The organism is uncultured Gimesia sp., assembly GCF_937919775.1.
Lineage (GTDB): Bacteria > Planctomycetota > Planctomycetia > Planctomycetales > Planctomycetaceae > Gimesia.
Genome location: NZ_CALFPF010000487.1, coordinates 1 through 17,261 on the forward strand (window position 1 = coordinate 1; position 17,261 = coordinate 17,261).

Annotated in this window: 14 protein-coding genes and 1 tRNA gene; 11 read left to right on the top strand and 4 right to left on the bottom strand. The window is 50.4% G+C overall.

From position 1 onward, the window contains the following. The 6 genes from Q0294_RS13835 to Q0294_RS23430 form a co-directional block, all read left to right on the top strand. A partial coding sequence (locus Q0294_RS13835) for a hypothetical protein (RefSeq protein WP_299466400.1) occupies positions 1 to 220 on the top strand: 220 nt, incomplete at its 5' end. Positions 221 to 245: 25 nt separating this feature from the next. Beyond that, positions 246 to 545, top strand: a complete 300-nt coding sequence (locus Q0294_RS13840; protein ID WP_299466403.1) for a hypothetical protein — start codon at positions 246 to 248, stop codon at positions 543 to 545. Further along, the gene (locus Q0294_RS13845) at positions 517 to 1,047 is read left to right on the top strand and encodes a hypothetical protein (RefSeq protein WP_299466406.1); all 531 of its coding nucleotides are present in this window, start codon (positions 517 to 519) and stop codon (positions 1,045 to 1,047) included. The genes Q0294_RS13840 and Q0294_RS13845 overlap by 29 nt, the downstream gene beginning before the upstream one ends. Continuing rightward, positions 995 to 1,630, top strand: coding sequence for a DnaA/Hda family protein (locus Q0294_RS13850; protein WP_299466409.1), 636 nt, complete (start codon positions 995 to 997; stop codon positions 1,628 to 1,630). Before Q0294_RS13845 ends, Q0294_RS13850 begins: the two co-directional genes overlap by 53 nt. Beyond that, on the top strand, positions 1,627 to 1,848 hold the full coding sequence (locus tag Q0294_RS13855; protein ID WP_299466412.1) for a hypothetical protein: 222 nt from the start codon (positions 1,627 to 1,629) through the stop codon (positions 1,846 to 1,848). The genes Q0294_RS13850 and Q0294_RS13855 overlap by 4 nt, the downstream gene beginning before the upstream one ends. Before the next feature lie 658 nt (positions 1,849 to 2,506). Next, complete coding sequence (locus Q0294_RS23430; RefSeq protein WP_366917976.1) at positions 2,507 to 3,571, top strand: site-specific integrase; 1,065 nt, start codon at positions 2,507 to 2,509, stop codon at positions 3,569 to 3,571. On the opposite strand, the gene Q0294_RS13860 is transcribed toward Q0294_RS23430, so the two are convergent. After that, a tRNA-Val gene (locus tag Q0294_RS13860) sits at positions 3,531 to 3,604 on the bottom strand. The genes Q0294_RS23430 and Q0294_RS13860 overlap by 41 nt on opposite strands. A gap of 186 nt (positions 3,605 to 3,790) precedes the next feature. On the opposite strand from Q0294_RS13860, the gene Q0294_RS13865 reads away from it, so the two are divergent. From Q0294_RS13865 to Q0294_RS13885, 5 genes are all read left to right on the top strand, one after another. Continuing rightward, positions 3,791 to 4,768, top strand: a complete 978-nt coding sequence (locus Q0294_RS13865) for an NAD(P)-dependent oxidoreductase (RefSeq protein WP_299466415.1) — start codon at positions 3,791 to 3,793, stop codon at positions 4,766 to 4,768. Positions 4,769 to 4,942: 174 nt separating this feature from the next. Next, on the top strand, positions 4,943 to 5,254 hold the full coding sequence (locus Q0294_RS13870) for a hypothetical protein (RefSeq protein ID WP_299466418.1): 312 nt from the start codon (positions 4,943 to 4,945) through the stop codon (positions 5,252 to 5,254). A 416-nt stretch (positions 5,255 to 5,670) separates the two neighbouring features. Beyond that, positions 5,671 to 7,416 carry an amidohydrolase gene (locus Q0294_RS13875; RefSeq protein WP_299466421.1) on the top strand — a complete coding sequence of 582 codons (1,746 nt, stop codon included), beginning with the start codon at positions 5,671 to 5,673 and terminating at the stop codon, positions 7,414 to 7,416. Between the two features lie 181 nt (positions 7,417 to 7,597). Continuing rightward, on the top strand, positions 7,598 to 8,878 hold the full coding sequence (serS, locus tag Q0294_RS13880; protein ID WP_299466424.1) for a serine--tRNA ligase: 1,281 nt from the start codon (positions 7,598 to 7,600) through the stop codon (positions 8,876 to 8,878). A gap of 219 nt (positions 8,879 to 9,097) precedes the next feature. Then, positions 9,098 to 12,220, top strand: a complete 3,123-nt coding sequence (locus Q0294_RS13885) for a tetratricopeptide repeat protein (RefSeq protein ID WP_299466427.1) — start codon at positions 9,098 to 9,100, stop codon at positions 12,218 to 12,220. A 19-nt stretch (positions 12,221 to 12,239) separates the two neighbouring features. Here the strand turns inward: Q0294_RS13885 and Q0294_RS13890 are convergent, their stop codons facing one another. Genes Q0294_RS13890 through Q0294_RS13900 form a run of 3 tightly spaced genes read right to left on the bottom strand, consistent with a single transcriptional unit; the run spans position 12,240 to position 16,724 of the window. After that, positions 12,240 to 12,548, bottom strand: a complete 309-nt coding sequence (locus Q0294_RS13890; protein WP_299466430.1) for a putative quinol monooxygenase — start codon at positions 12,546 to 12,548, stop codon at positions 12,240 to 12,242. A gap of 22 nt (positions 12,549 to 12,570) precedes the next feature. Beyond that, positions 12,571 to 12,975 (bottom strand): hypothetical protein, encoded by a 405-nt coding sequence (locus Q0294_RS13895; protein WP_299466433.1) that lies wholly within the window; start codon positions 12,973 to 12,975, stop codon positions 12,571 to 12,573. 14 nt (positions 12,976 to 12,989) lie between these two features. Next, positions 12,990 to 16,724 carry a S8 family serine peptidase gene (locus Q0294_RS13900; RefSeq protein WP_299466436.1) on the bottom strand — a complete coding sequence of 1,245 codons (3,735 nt, stop codon included), beginning with the start codon at positions 16,722 to 16,724 and terminating at the stop codon, positions 12,990 to 12,992. Positions 16,725 to 17,261: the final 537 nt, after the last annotated feature.

Sequence of the window (17,261 nt, forward strand, 5' to 3'; positions counted from 1 at the left end):
ACAAACGAGAACAGCCCCGAGTGACTACGATCAAAAGGAAGTTTCGGACGAGGAAGGAAGATATGAGATCACGGATTCAAACTGGGTAATGCAGCAAGTCCCAGTAACGCTGTATCGGGCTGTCTCGGGTGGTGGGAAGCTGGCTCATTTTGGAGCACGGCAATATGGAGAGATCTGTAAAACATTGAACGGAAGCAAACACTGTGATCATACAGCCTGACTTTATTGAGCACTGGCGAACGCGAATGCTGGTTGACCTGCTTGGCGGGGACGAGATGGCGCCGATGTACGTCATACGCATCCTGTCTCATTGCAATAACCGGAAGAAAACCCAGATCGAACCCATGCAAAACCCAGGACTGAAAGCGCTCTGCAGATACGACGGAGACGCCGAATTGCTCGAATCTTCTTTGCTTGAATCTGAATGGATCGAAAAAACGGAAACCGGGTACGACGTGCCCAAGTTTGCAGAGCATAACGCGCAACTCGTTAACTCATGGGAGAATGGGAAAAAAGGTGGCAGGCCGAAGAAAAACCCAATCTAAACCCAGTCGAAACCCAGCAATAACCCAACTGAAACCCACGGGAACCAGAGAAGAGAAGAGAAGAGAAGAGAAGAGAAGAGAAGAAGTAAAAGAAAAAGAGAAAAAAGAAACGCAGTCTGGCGACTGCTCTCCCTCGCTTCCAAACGAAGACCAGTTGAATTTCCTGCTCGACTCGTGGAACGAACTTCCCAAAAGCATTGCACCGCAGGTCAGCAACCACAGGTCTGATTCAATCATCACAGGCTGGAAGAAAGTTCAACGAACTCCTGAACTCAAGGCGGCTTTCGCGGACATTCCGCATCTGATGGCCAAAATACGCGATGGCACATTTCTGCACGGAAATGGATGGTTCAAATTCTCCTGGTTGTTCGGGAAGAAAAATAGCGAATGGAACGTTTTAAAAATTCTGGACGGCAATTATGAGCGAAACGAAAACGGAGGCCGCAGACATGACCCAGCAAGAGTTGAATCCCAGTCAACGGGTCATAGCCTATTTGACTAATCCACGCGGCGACAGGCTACATCCCAAGGGGGTTGCACATGCCAACTGGTGGAAAGTCTCTGATCACATGGCAGAAGCGCTTGTAGAGGCTCTGATACACCAGAAATGGCCAGTCGTTTTGGTCGGGAAGGTTGGTCTTGGAAAGTCATGTGCAATGGCCTGCATCTATCGCGGATGGCGTAAACATGCGCTGTGGCGTAATTCTGGCGACCTGCTTTCACGGGTGATGGACTGCCGGTTCTCGCGGACAAAAAGCATCACCGTTCCCCGTCCAGATGGCGGGACGTTAGAAGAGTTTGAACAGTCGATCTATCGCAAGATTCAAGGGGCTGACCTGCTGTGCCTGGATGACGTCGGGGTAAAGGCTCCGACCGAAGCACAGCGGGAAGTCTTTAACAACATTATCGATTTACGTAACGGAAAACCAACTGTACTGACTACCAACCTGGATCACGATCAATTCACAGAAGTGTTCGACGACAGAACTTTCAGCAGAGTTTTCAGCGGCACAGTGATCAGAGTGCAGGCTAAGGATCGTCGGTTTGAAGGCACGAAAGTAATCAACGTTAAGGAAGATCAATGAGCAAAAAAACAGATTTGAAACTACGAAACCAGTACAGAGGGCAATTTGAAACGTGCGAAGTCTCAAGGCATATGCCTCCTGCAGATCTGTGGGTGGTGCGAAAGCTTGGGACTGTGGCGCATCTGGAAGTACATCACATCTTCAGCAGAGGCTGTATCCGTGTCGTATCTGCGAAACAATTAGAGAAACCAGAGCCCGATGAAGAACAGGAGTATTGATCATGCTTGGATTTCAATTATCATACCGGGGGGTTTGGGGGGGCGTTGTATTAAAGCCTCTCAACCAGGTAGAACCTGTGGATTTACGTCGCGCGCGCGAGGGAAGGCTTAATATTCTTCAACGGTTATACCAAAATTCAGCTCCCCCATTTCTCATGCTCGCCTGCTGGCGGTTACCATTCGATACGAATTCCCTTCAATTTAGTTATTTCTGTCATTTTTTCTGATCAGACGCGACACCTTCAACGTTTACGAATCGGTATCTTTATGTCCGAGAAACAATATTTAAAACGTCGATTGGTTCACAGTATGATAAAATTCCGACATGATAAATACGTAAATGTCGATCCTGTTTTGTTTCTCTGAGAATCATTGAGCTGATAAAAATTCGAGAACGGTAGTTAAACCGATCTTGGAAACTGGACCACTAAAAAAGAAAGCCAGAATTATGGCGACTATTATCAGCAATCCAGGCAAGCGTAAAACATTGCAGTTTGTGGACTCCAGCGGCAGGCGGCGTACTCTCAGACTCGGGACAATGGATAAGCAGTCAGCTAACGCACTGAAACTAAAGATTGAGCGCCTTATCACAGCAACTAAGACGAAACAGCCAGTTGATACAGAGACTCAGCAATGGGTGGAAAGTCTCGATTCAAAGATGCTGGAGAAACTAGCAAAGGTTGATCTGATTTCCCCGGGTGCTACTGCCACTCTGGAAGGCTTTCTCAAAGAGTACACTGAATTGAGAACAGACGTCAAAGGAGCTACTCAGACGGTCTATGGTCATACGATCCGAAACCTGAAGGACTATTTCGGGAGTGATACCAGACTGGGAGACATTACAGAAGCCGATGCCGATGAATGGTGCCTGTATCTTAAAGAACAGAAGCTCTCACCGAACACAATTAGACGACGTTCAGGGATTGCGAAGCAGTTTTTCAGACATGCTGTCAAAAAGAAGCTGATACCCTCTAATCCGTTTGCAGAGCTGGCAGCATCGGTGCAGGCTAATAAATCCCGGGAACACTTCATAACGCAGGCAGACGCAAAGAAAGTGATTGACGCGGCCCCAGATGCCGACTGGCGAATGATCATTGCCTTGAGCCGTTACGGTGGTTTGAGATGCCCCTCAGAGGTTCTGTTGCTGAAATGGACTGATATCAATTATGAGACTGGCCGGTTATTGGTGACGAGTCCGAAGACAGCCCACCATGCCGGGAAGGATTCGAGAGTGATTCCCCTATTCCCTGAACTGGTACCATACCTTGAAGACTGTTTCCAGTTGAACGGGGAGAAGTCAGAGTATGTAATCACTCGTTACCGTGATCCGAAACAGAATCTCAGAACGACATTCGAGAAGATTATCAAGCGTGCAGGCCTGAAGCAGTGGCCGAAATTATTTCAGAATATGCGAGCCAGCCGGGAAACGGAACTTTGTAACGATTACCCCACTCATGTTGTCTGTGAATGGCTGGGAAACAGTATCCCGGTAGCGATGAAACACTATCTGCAAATCACTGACGAGCATTACGAAAAGGCTTCTCAGGAGCGCTGCATAATTGCGTGCAGTACACCCCCGGGTACACCAGATCAGCCTCGCAAACGTAGTGAACACAAAAAAAGCCCCGACACTGCTATACTAGCGAATGCGGGGCCTTACGACTGTACGCGTGAAAAGAAAGTGGGCGATGAGGGACTCGAACCCCCGACCCTCTCGGTGTAAACGAGATGCTCTAACCAACTGAGCTAATCGCCCGGAATTTTGAATTCTATCGGTAAAACCGATCAATTTCTTGCGTCATTGTGAATGACACGTACGTATTATGGCAGGTTCGTAGCGAAATGCAACTCTAGCGTGTAAACTGTTTTAAGCCTTCCATGCCTTTGGACCGAATATTGCGTTTCTGCGGTTTTTTCCTTATCTTTGAGAAAGATTTGATTTATGTCTTATTGCCTGGTCACCGGTGGTGCCGGATTTATTGGCAGTCATCTCTGTGAGCAATTAATTCTGCAGGGACATCAAGTTACCGCCGTCGATGACCTCTCGACCGGATTTCTGCGGAATCTGGATGGCATTATCGATCACCCCCAATTCACGTTTCGTACCGGTTCGATCACCGATCCGGTGCTGATGTCGGAAATGGTGCAGGGGGTCGATACGATTTATCACCTGGCGGCTGCGGTGGGCGTGAAACTGGTCGCCGATAACCCGGTCCGCACCATCGAAACGAATATTTATCCGACCGAAGTTTTGTTGCGACACGCGGTGAATGGCGGTCAAAAGTTTTTCCTGGCTTCCACGAGTGAAGTCTATGGGAAAAACCCCAAAGAACGCTGGACGGAAGAAGACGATCTGCATTTCGGCCCGACCACGCGGCCCCGCTGGGCCTATGGTGCGTCGAAAGCCATCGATGAATTCCTGGCACTCGCGTATCATCAGAAATACGGTTTGGATGTACGTATCGGCCGTTTCTTTAATGTCGTGGGACCACGTCAGGTGGGACAGTATGGCATGGTGATTCCCCGCTTTATTGATCAGGCCCTGGATGGTGGACCGGTTGTCGTCTTCGATGACGGCAGTCAGGTGCGTTGTTTCGGACACGTCGCAGAAATCGTGGACTGTGTGATTGATCTGACCGATCTGGATTCCGCGAAAGGGCAGGTATATAACATCGGCAGTGATGAGCCGGTTTCGATTCGGGGACTGGCGGAAGCGATTATCGAGAAGATCGACCCTGCCGTCAAAATCGAGTATCTCCCTTATAACAAAGCTTATAATGAAGATTTCGAGGATGTCCAGCGTCGGGTTCCCGATCTGGGGCGTCTGGAAACGACACTGAAGCGCAAGCCGCAGGTGAAGCTGGATGCGATCCTGGATGACATCATTGCCTCCAAGAAAAAAGCCCGCGGACTTGCCTGAGAGATGGATATAATTGCCAGAGACGGAATAATCCTTACAATCTGAATTCGAATTTGCAGAGGATTCAGCAGACAGGGATTGGACTCTCATTTCCGGTATCGTTCTGATCCGATGATGAATGTGAAGTGTGGTTCTCGCATTTTCATCACACAGGACCAGGGAAGGGAGAGTTCGATGAAGGGATTGCAGATCAAGTTATTTGCTCTGACCGTTTTACTGGGAATGTTTGGTCCCGCCGTACAAACGACGCAGGCTGGCGGTGGCCGATTATTTCTTTCCCTGTGTGAACTGTGTGAAGAAGAGAACCGCGGACGCCAATATGAGGCAAGCACGTATCCTTGGCCCCGTTATTCGTATCATATGTATCGCGGCAGACGCTGTGATGCCCGGATGCGAACAGGGCTCCAGCCACGTTATGATTATGATCGCTACCAGGTAAAGAGCACAGGGCCGATTCACGGCGAAATGCTGCCTCTGCCTGAATAAGCAACAACAGACGGCTCGCTCAAATAATGCCGTTTGACGATGGAAATGGTTCTCCTGTCTGCAGGCGCAAGGTTCAGATTGAAACCTTGCTTGCCTGCAAATGCGGGAGAACGTTTTCCCGTTTCGCCTTGCGCTGCCGTTTCTGTCTGAGATCCTGTCGAACAGTCGGTACTGTCCGATCCGCCTTTTTTGAAGCCGACTCGATTCTCAAAAGCGGATTTCGAATGAAGACCGTGATCACGAGTACTGCAAAGCTCTGAAAATCGACCCACGTTTGTTGCCGACCGCGTGGTGAGCCGGGTAGACTGTATGGATCAATGAATGTTGATGGCTTGAACGTTCCGTGAAACGGGTTTCCGTCAGGCAATATTCTGTCCTGCATTTTCCTCCCACCTGAATTACCGCCTGGAGTCAACATGCTTGTCCCCGTCAGGAACTTATCCCGTCCCGTCTGCGTTGCTCTCGTCTTGTGTTCGATGGTGAGTGTCCTGTCGGCTGAAACCGCAACGACAATTTTTAAAAATGGCAAAGTGATCACGCTTGATGATCAGTCGCGGATCGTGGAAGCGATTGCCCTGCGCGACGGAAAGATCCTGGCAGTCGGCAGCGATGCTGACATGCAGCCGTATCAGGGAGATCAGACAAAAGTGATTTCTCTGGAGGGCAAGACGGTCATACCGGGGTTGATCGAATCTCATGTGCATGCCTTACGCGCGGCACGTGGCGAATTGATTCAACCGCATCAGGAGCTGAATTCCGTGTCTGAGATTCAGGCCTGGATTCGGGAGAAAGTCAAAGAAGTTCCGAAAGGCCGCTGGATCACGGTGCCTCGGACGGATATCACGCGTTTGAAAGAACGCCGTCATCCGACACCTGCCGAACTGGATGTCGCCTGCGCGACGCACCCCGTGCATATGAATATCGCCCGCAAAGATGTGTTGAATACACTGGGCTTTGAATTATTGGGAATCAAAAGTGACAAGGACACGCTGGCAGGGGCGCGGATTGTTTTTGATGACAACGGCAAGCCGTTAATGATGGAAGGGGGCGGCGGGGCAATTCAAAAACTGATCCCAAAGCAAACCGTTTCGCCTGAAGCGACGCGCGAAGCGTTGAAAAAACTGCATGCGATTTATAATTCGGTCGGCATTACCAGTATTCTGGAACGAGGCTCGGGAGTGGAAGAGTACCGTGAATACGAACTGCTGAAAGAGCAGAAGGAACTGACGGTGCGGATGACGATGACGATTCGCCAGCAGGTCCGCAGTGCTGCCGCGGTCGAAGCGTTTACAAAAAAACTGGGGCTGATCACCGGCGACGGTGATGACTGGGTGCGTGTCGGGCCTTTGAAAATTTCCGTTGACGGTGGCATTCATTGGGGGAACACCCGCCTCTCGGAGCCTTATGGTGAGAAACGTCGGCAGTTTTATGTGCTGCAGGACGCCGACTATCGGGGCGACCTCGCTTATTCGCGGGAATTGATGGAACAAGTTTTTGAAGCCGGTCAGAAGCTGGGCTGGCAGATGTGCTGCCATGCGACGGGGGATGGCAGCGTCAATGAAATATTGACGGCGCTGGAAAATGTGAATCAACGTCTGCCTGTGAAGGACCGCCGGTTTTGTATCACACACGCGTATTTTCCCACGCAGGAATCAGTCGAGCGTTCGAAGGCGCTGGGGGTCTGTTATGATACGCAGACTTATCTGTTCTATCGCGATGCGGATGCCATCAACCAGATTTATGGTCCTGCCTGGGTCAATCGGTTTATGGGGCTCAAGACTTTTGTCGATGGAGGAGTTCCGATTGCAATTAACAGCGATCACATGAACGGCTTTGACCCCGATCATTCGATGAATGCCTTCAACCCGTTTCTGGCGCTGTATATTGCCGTCAGCCGACGCGACATCGACGGAAACGTTTTTGGGGCACATCAGAAATTAACCCGCGAACAGGCCCTGCGCTGCATGACAATTGACGCCGCCTATATCAGTTTCGAAGAAAAAGTGAAGGGGACTCTGGAACCGGGAAAGCTGGCAGATCTGGTGGTACTGGACCGCGATTATCTGACGTGTCCCGAAAATGAGATTCGGCAGATCAAGCCTCTTTTGACGGTGGTGGACGGACAAATCGTCTTTGATGCGGGGAAGACAGGTCGTCCTTAATCGATGTAACAGGAAAATTTGCTCTATTCCGCTTAGAACATCCGTTTTTTGAACCGAAAAAGCGTTACCCTTGGACATTAAAATTGTCATTGGATATGATGCGGTCTCCAATCGCCCGGATTGAAGCCGAAGTACCGTTTTTTTATCATTTCTGGACTCTGCACGGAGTAGTTGATTTCTTATGTTGGATTTGCAGTTCATCTGCGAGAATCAGGAAGCGATTCTTGAAAATTGTCGCAATCGTGGAATTGAAGTTGACCTCGCACAACTTACAAAACTGGATCAACGTCGTCGGGAACTGATTGTTCAGGGAGACCAGGTTCGCCAGGAGCAGAAGTCGGTTTCCTCTCAGATTCCGAAAGAGAAGGACAACAATGCCAAACAGACGTTGATCGCGCAGGGCAAGGAATTGCGCGAGCAGGTTTCCGCGATGGATATCGAGCTGCGGGAAGTGGAAACGCTGTTGAAATCAGAGCAGGCCCGCGTGCCGAACCTGGCACATCCTGATGTGCCCATCGGGAAAGAAGATAAAGCGAACACAATGGTCCGCACGTGGGGCGAAAAACCAGCGTTCGACTTTACGCCGTTGGATCACGTGCAACTGGCCGAAAAACATGACCTGATTGATTTCGAAGCGGGCACGCGGGTTGCAGGACACGGATTTTATTATCTGAAGAATGAAGCGGTGCTGCTGGAGATGGCGCTCTGTTTTTACGCCATGCAGAAACTCGTGCAGGAAGGTTTTATACTGCACAGCACGCCTGACCTGGCAAAGAAAGAGATTCTGGAAGGGATCGGCTTTAACCCCCGCGGCGATGAGACACAGATTTATTCCGTAGAGCATACCGATCTCAGTTTAGTCGCGACGGCAGAGATTACGCTGGGGGGATCGATGAAAGATCAGATCCTGGAACGCGAGAACCTGCCACTGAAAATTGCCGGCCTCTCCCACTGTTTCCGTACCGAAGCCGGCGCACACGGCAAGGCGACACGAGGCATTTACCGGGTCCACCAGTTTACCAAAGTCGAAATGTTTGCGTTCACGGAACCGACGAACGCCGCCTCGGATGCGATGCATGAAGAAATTGTGCGGATCGAGGAAGAAATCTTCCAGGGGCTGGGACTGCATTATCGTGTGGTCGATACCTGCACCGGAGATCTCGGCGCGCCCGCTTACCGCAAATATGATCTGGAGGCCTGGATGCCGGGCCGCGGTGACGGGGGTGATTATGGGGAAGTCACTTCTGCTTCCAACTGCACGGATTACCAGTCTCGACGCCTGGGAACCCGCTGCAAAACCAGCGGGCAGAAAGGGACCGAATTCGTCCATACCTTAAATGGAACGGCAGTTTCCATTGCCCGGGCGATCATCGCCGTTCTGGAAAATTATCAGCAGGCAGATGGTACCATTCTGATTCCCGAAGTCCTCAGGCCCTGGGTTGGAAAAGCGCAGATTGGTTGATTTTTCCAATTTGGAACAAACGGTGTCTGTTCAGATCTCGTAAAAGAAGCAGGGTAGTTTGTGAAAATTCAACGATTCCCGCAGGATAAGATTGATCTTTTATAGATCCTGGTTATGACTGGTTTTGGCTGGACAATCTGTGTGTTGACCAGCCAAAATTGGTTTCAGCGTGCTGTTTTCTTTTCTTTTTCGTCCTCATTTCAGATCTTGAGTATTTCCGTGAACGATCATCCAGACAAAGATTTGCCTGACGACAACCCTGCCGATGACTCTCAACCTGCTCCTGATCAAAATCTCACACCTGATGAGATTCCGGATACGGTTTCCGAGCAGTCGGGGGCTGGAATAGAGAAAGAGACTGACCAGGAGGAAGGGCTGCCGGAGTGGGAGCCTTTGACGCCGGAACTGGTCGAGGATGAAGCGATTCGGGGAGATTTCATGTTGCGCTGGGCGGCCATTCTATTGGCGTGCCTGTTTGCTGCAACGTACATCTCCGAGACGCAAACCCTGGTGCGTGTCAAAACGGGGCAGTATCTGGCCAGTCATGGTTTCTGGCCTCCTGCGACCGATGTGTTTTCTTATACCGCCGTGGATCGTCCCTGGCACAATAATGCGTGGCTGTTCGATTTAACGCTGTCGGGAGTCTACGGCGTTTTCGGCGATACCGGTCTGACGCTCTTCAAAATGCTGTTACTCGGCATAACTTTTTACGTGATTGTGCATCTCTGCCAGCGTGAAATTTCCACCTGGTGGGGTTCCATTCTCGCAGTCCTCGCATTAATCGCCTGCTTTCCGCAGATCACAGTGACACCGGAAATCATTACCATTCTGGGGGTCGCGCTCACTTTGCGTTGTCTCCACAACTGGCAACAGAAGAATTCGGCCCGCGCGTTATGGGTTTTAGTGCCTCTGTTTTTATTGTGGGCTAATTTTGATTCGCGGGTTTTCCTGGGCGTCATATTGCTGGTGCTTTACACCCTGGGGGAGACGGTTGCGGTTTTCATCAATCGGTCTGTTTTGAATGATGATACCGATTACAAAGCGCTCTGGATGGTTCTGGGCGGCAGTCTGATTGCCACCTTACTGAATCCAACCGGCTGGCATTCTCTGACGGCTGGCCTGACTTATTACACGGTTGACTATCCGGTTCTGCGATCGATGTTTTTCGGAAAACTGGGGCCGGAAGAACTTGGTTATTTTTCCATGACATCCCCCTTGTTCTGGCAGTCACTCAATCATTATACAGTTGCCGCCTTCATTTTGATTTTGCTGACCTTTGTCAGTTTTATTCTGAATCAGGCGAAGATGAGCTGGGGGCAGTTATTCGTATTTGTCGGGTTCAGCGGTCTGTCGATTCTGGCGAGCCATGAACTTGTGGTGACAGGTATCCTGTGTGCCGTGTTTGCGAATATCAATTTTCAACAATGGTATCGAGATACTTTTCGCCAGACCTACAGCGTGGAAACTTCCGAACTGCTGTTTTCCCGTGGCGGGCGGGCGTTGACCGTGCTGACATTTTTTGTACTGGCTTACCTGATTGTCTGCGGTCGCTTTCAGGGACAGGCTTCAACGCGTCATGCCGTGGGAGTCGGATTCAGCCCGTCACTCGCCCGGGCTATCGAAGGGTATCAGAGTGCGCTCTCCGAATCAGTGGATGATCGCCCGTTTCATTTTGTGCTGGAACAAGGGGATCTTCTCATCTGGCTGGATCAGAAATCATTCGTTGACAGTCGGGTTTCGCTGTTCGCCGGAACCGGGGAAAACGATCTGCTCGACCTGCATGACAAAACACGCCGCGCTTTACGAGTGCAGCGCGAAGAACAGTTGGGAAGCGGCGTTCCGGATGTCTGGAAAAAGACCTTCGATCAGTATCAGGTCTCACATGTGATTCCTCGCCTCTCCGGGATGAATCCCGATTACCGCACGTTTTTTGATTTGCTCGTCAACAAAGAATGGCAACTGACCGATTTGAACGGAGTGACCGCCGTCTTTTACAGAACGGATACGACAGACGAAAAATACAAAGCGTTTTTAACAGACCACCAGCTTAATTTCCAAAAACGCGCCTTTCGGGAACAGAAAGAGTTTCCGGAATTACGATCAGACTGGGCACGGCCCAAATCTTTTTACAGTCGTTATTTTCTGCCACAAACGGAAAATATGGAGAATGATGTGCAAACTGCCCGTCATTATCTGGGGCTGATGTCTCAGTCCGGCGGCAATCATGAATTGGGTGCCAGCTTTGCAATGCTGGCGATTCGACTGGCAAATCGCGGCCTGGTGGAAAATCCGAATAGCGCGGAAGCCTATCGGGTTCTGGGCAGCGCTTATGGGTATCTGGCAGGTCTCGAAGCACAGCTCATGGCACCACCGGTGGCCCGCAATCAGCAGAGGCAACCCGTCAGCATCGATCGGATGCGCTACTTTCAGATTCTGCACGCCTATCATCAATCATTAATTATCGAGCCTGATTTTCCGGCCACGCATCTGTTTCTGTTTGAGCTGTATACAAACATGGGAAAGATCGATCTCGCATATCGGGAATTGAAAACCTATCTGGAAATGGTCGAAGGTCAGGAGCAGCTTACGGATGATGCCTTCGCACGGCTGCGAGCTTACACCGATCATCTGGAAAAACTCAATACACAAATTAACCAGGTTACACAGGAACTCGATAAGCAACAGGCCGAAGGTACAGATCGTCTGCAGTTGGCCAGCCAGGCGTACCAGAACGGGTTTGTTTTGCTGGCACAACATTATCTGGATGATCCGGTTTACGTCGCGCAGAACCCATTGGCACAAAATCTCAAAGCAACGATTATGATGGAAGTCGGACATTCCGAAGACGCGAATTCTCAGATAGCACAACTGGAGGCTCTCGCGCAGAGTGATCCTCGGATTCCCTGGCGGGCACAGGCGGCATTCACCAACCTGGGAAATGGAAACTATCGAAGCAGCTTCGATCTCTGGCAAGGAGAGATCAGGGCGTTTGAAGAAGCGCGCATCGCCGGCGTGTTGCAGACGCTGCCGCTGATTCAACCCCCGTCCAACAGTTTCTGGCCCACACAACACGCTGTTTCAGTGGTCAATTATCTGTATGGGCTTTCGTCGCAGCAGGCGCCGCTCAAACTGAATCTCGCGCGATGTGAGATCGAAGCCGGCCAGACGGATCAGGCGACGGCGCTCCTGCGTGAAATCATCGAAGATGAACCCGGAACGCCTTACCGGCCGATCGTACGATTTTACCTCTATCAACTGACGGGGGAACTGATCCCGGCTCAGATGGAGGCCCCGGTCGGGCAGACAGAGCCCGAGCAGCCACTCGTAGCCCCCAAACCTTAACAGGGTTCCAGCAGGGTAATCAGGCTGGCTTTAAAACCTTGAGCTTTGTGCCTTTCACCAGATCGGTGACCTGCTGCCGGTAAGCATTCATGTGCGGAGCGACGAGATGGGCTTTGAGCGCGTCTACGCTGTCCCATTTTTCCATGACCGTCACGATCTGACTGCCGTTCTTGATCTGTGCGGGAAGATCGGTTTCTTCATCGATGGCCGGCCCGTATTCAATGCAGCCTTCTTCCGCCAGAACCTGCGGAACCAGTTGATGAAAGGCTTCCAGAAAGGCGGCCTGTTTTCCTTCGACTAATTCAATCTCTGCGATGACAAAAATCATGTCTCTGCTTTCTGCGGGGCGGTTATGGGGCCTGTAGGCGTTTGATTAATTGACTGGCTTTGATGATGCGGCGGGAGTGAAGTCCCTTCGCAATTTTTTCCTGCCCTGCGTGTGCTTCGACACTGAATCGATACACGGGACCATCCTGGTAGATGAGTCGTGCCGTGCAATTCACGATGGCACCGATGGGGGTGGGAGCCAAATGCTCCACATCTACATGGGTGCCGACGCTCAGGGACTTGTCATCAAGCCACGGTTCAAGAAATTGTAACGCAGCCTGCTCCAGAAACCAAATCAGAGACGGCGTCGATAAGACAGAAATCTCGACTTCATGGGTGAAGGTAATCGTATGACTTTTTTGAACTTCGAATGTAATCGTTTTCGATGAGCCCGTGCGGGGAGCCTGAGTCGTCATGGCGAGTTTCAATTCCTGTCGGAAACCTATTGCGAAATTTCAATTGGTATGGAATCGGAAATCCGGGAGTCACTCGTCGAAATACTGATCGTGGATCGAATGAGTTGTTTCGCCAGAGTCGATTTAATGTCTGGTGTCACGGTGACCGGCAGCGTGACTGTGATTTTTGAGACACCGCCGATTTGAGTCGGAATTTCCAGGACCGCCTGCGATGAGCTGCTGTTGTTCGTTTTGGCAGCAGAAGCATCGATCAGTTTTTTTGGTCCTTTAATTTGCAGGATATACACATCAGGCCTGCCGACAGTCAAAATGCTGAGGCCGATCGAACCTTCCATTTTTACGGGAATTCCCGGGAAAAACGCGTCCAGCGTAATTGTTCCCTGGCTGTGTTTTAAGCCTTCATCATCGGGGACCGTAAAGTAAGTATCGACTGCCGCGTAAATTGTTTCGTGAGGCTTGCCTGGTTCCGGACGGGGAATATTGTTAAACGATTTTCCGCGCCCATAGAAAGAACCTTTATAAGCCTCGACCATCTTGCCATCGGGCCCTTTTTTATAAAGTCGATGATCGATGCGGCCACTGAAGCCGTCATATTTTTTATCATCGGGCGGAAATGTCAGCTGGATCGTTGTCGTGTTACTTTCACCGCTTTCCGGTCTCCACTCGGGAATGTCCAGTTTTCGGAAGGTGCGATAGTTGGCCATGATCGGGAAGTTTTCCTGCGGCACCACACGTGTGAGGCCTCCCAGGCTGGCAGACATGCTCTGCACCTGTCCTGAGGAGTTGGAGAACGTGATCAGTTTTTCGGCATCTTTTCCGGAATCAATCGTGGAGAACGCCAGTTTGTCATTTGAAGCGCGGAAACGCTGCGCTTCGATCAGCAGATCGTATTTGGATTCGTTGAGCCAGTTGCCGCTGAAGGTGCTGACGACGACCTCATGAATTCCTTCGTCTTTGGTCGAAACGGTCAGGCTGGCATTCGACTGGTCACCACCCAGTTGTGATGTCTGTTGAATGACTCGAAAACCGATTTCTTCACCATCCGGGTTGAATACACTGACCAGCAGGCGTCCGGAACTGCTGGCTTCAAAGCCGAGCATTACCGTCAGACTGCTGTCCCGTCGAGTGACGGCGATGGGATAACGGTGATAGGCTCCGGCCGAGATCGTTTTTTGCGGCACGACATAAGCGGCAATCCGCTCAGAATCGCGCAGAGCCAGACCGGGCAGACTGACCTCTGTTTCCAGATCAGACAGCTCAATCGGTTTGTGCACGACGTCCAGGAAACTGAACTCCCGCTCGCCATGTTGTGAAACGGTGTAATAAGCCAGATACGTTTTGCCGGTTTCCATCATCTCGCGTTTGCGCGTGCTGTAAAAGAACGATTTGCTGCTGTTCGAGAGCACCAGAGAAATCTGATTGCCCTGGGCTTCTTCTTTTCCGGGCAAGGCAATCGAAAAGGGGATTTTTTCCTTGTTGCCGTTCAGATCCAGGATGGTCACAGAGCCGTCACTATCCTGAATCTCGACTTTTTCCAGTTTCACAATCGCGGGCGTATTTTTCAGCAACAGACTCCCCCGATCAGAAACCTCGCCATCGATATTCAGATCCAGGTCTACTTTTTTGTGAGCTGCAATATTGTTTGAACGGTCATAGAGACGGTTAAATTTGGAATAGTGATTGATGCTGAACTCAGCCGTCTGTTTTTTCGGATCGACGGTCAGGTTTGCCAGCCGCAGGAATTCCGAATAGGCTTTGTCGATGTTGATCAGGCCGGCCCCCTGCTGGGCATAGGTGAAACCTTTCATGCGTGTGGCCGAATTTTCCAGCGCCAGCCGCATGCTTAATGCCAGTGAGGTGAGCGAGTACCGACTGTCCGAAGATTTTTTGCGAATGGATTCGATTTTCAGTTTCTGTCGCTTCAGCACTTCTTCATATGATTTATCGGCTTTGACCAGAGATAACATGGCTGCGGCAGCACCGGCGGCAATCGGCGAAGACATACTGGTTCCGTTGTACATGCTCGATCCATCGGAGTTTAAAGGCGTCGACGAAAGCGCAGAACCGGGGGCAACCACGTTGGGGCGCATTTCTCCGGTGTAGGAAGGTCCCAGTGAGGAAAAATAGAGCAATCCGTGTTCCGGGGCATTGACGCCTTCTGCCAGACGGTAATGTTCTCTCAAAGTATTGGCTGAAACATGCGCGCCGACAAAAACGGCAGGGCTCGAACCTCCCAGACCGTTGATCGTACGATAGCCGGGGCCATCGTTTGAAGCCGACACAAAAAACGTGGTGCCGAATTTTGCTGATAAATCCTGAATGAGGATACTCAGCGGACGTTTGAGATAACCTTCGTGACTTCCCAGCGAAATATTCACCACATCGGGAACATAACCCTCGGGATTAAAAAACGCAGCGATGATTCCGCGCAGAATCGCCTGATCGGTACAGCTGCGTCCCGAACAGACTTTAATGGCCATCAATTCGGCTTTGGGGGCAGCACCTTCAATCTGCACCCCGCTACCGGCAACGATACCCGCGACGTGAGTCCCGTGTGATTGTTGATCGAAGGCCACCGTGATTTCCGTCACCTGTTTTTTTGCGTCAGGCCGGAACAGCAGCGGATAGGCGATTTGTTTCGTGCGCGACGGAAATTCCAGCATATTCTGATAAGGAACTTTCAGCCCGTCTCTCTGCATTTTCCGTGCAGTATTGAAATCCACGATGGGAGTGTCGGCTTCTTCTTTGCTGAATTTGCCATCCATGTCCACATCGACAAAGGCCAGCGTATATTCTTCGGGAAGATCGAGCTTGTCCAGCTCCGGTTTTTTTGCGACCAGCGGGGCTTCGGGATCTTTTGCTTTTTGCTCAGCTTCCGCTTTTTTCTGCTCTTCTTCCTTTTTCAATTCCGGATTGGGAATCATGCCGACGACCACCATTAATTTATCGTCTTTGGTTCCATTGCGGTTGATATCAACGCCTTCTTTGCCCAGAGTGGTCCAGACATCGCCTTGCTGAAAGCCCAGTTTTTTCTCATCAATGTAACCAAAGAAAACATAATCATTGTCTTTGATCGTTGGCGGCAGGTCGATGAACTTGCCGTGTTCGAGTTCGATTTTTCCATCCAACTGTCTGGTACGTTCCAGATGCATGCGGCCTTCGCGTGTGGCATCGTTCCAGAATATGACGCGATCCTGAAAGACCGGATGGCTGGTATCAATGCCGGTATCGATAATCGCGACAATCGTGCCTTCGCCCAGACCTTTGCCGGCAACACGTTTGCGGAGCGCGGGAACCTGGATATCGTCCAGGGGAACATACAGCGAGTCAAAATCCGCTTCCGGAGTTTCCTGCAGCTCGGAGACTTTCGTATCTTTCGAATCAGACAGCGCAGGTTCTGCCTGGGGCACGATTTTTCCCGGCTTGATTTCTTCCATCACACCGGAAGGAAGTTTGAGTGACTCAATAAATTTCTGATCGTTCAATTTGCTTGGCGGGAGATTCACCACCAGAAAAGGAATGTCGTTTCCAATGCCCAGATTGGGGTCGTACACAATTTCCCCGCCGGCTTTTGTCACCAGGGTGGCTGTCCGCCGCACATCGTTCACACGTAATAACAGTGTTAACTCCGGTGAGCAGTCACATAACTCTTCTTTGATCGTCTGGGCAGAAGCCGTTTCACAGATTTGATTCAGACAGCAGATCATGCTGGCGACCATCAGAGAACAGCACAGCAGATTACGACGATTTAAAATACTCATCAGCCCCTCAAGCTTTCGGGATCCAGAGCGCAGGCTCTGTTTGATTTTTAATTATGGGAGTGTTTTCAGGTGGTTTGGCAGGCAGGGTGATTTTCGCAATGTTTCATACTCAGACTGCAAAAAATTCCTATCAGACCATGCTTTAATATATGACACAGATTGTTGATGTTATTCATATTCTCACACGACACCTCACTATTGTGAATACTGGGGTATAGGGAAAATATGATTTAGTGATGACTTGGAAGGCACTTAGGATTGCCATTCTCTGAGGCATCCCCCCGCTGCTCTACCTGATTCTAAGTTAGTTCATAAACCGGTCATTGACAAAGTAATAAATATAAAATACGATCTATCTATGCTTCAATATACCCGCCAACCGTTGATGTTTGCTTTCTGTACAGTAATATTACTGGACATCGTCTTTGTGTTTGGCGCTCTTTCTCTAGCTGACTCTCCGGATGCCAGTCCTGACTGGCTCTATTCTGAGTTTGAGTTAGAACAAAGCGAAGATTTCAGTGAAGAAGAGACGCTGAT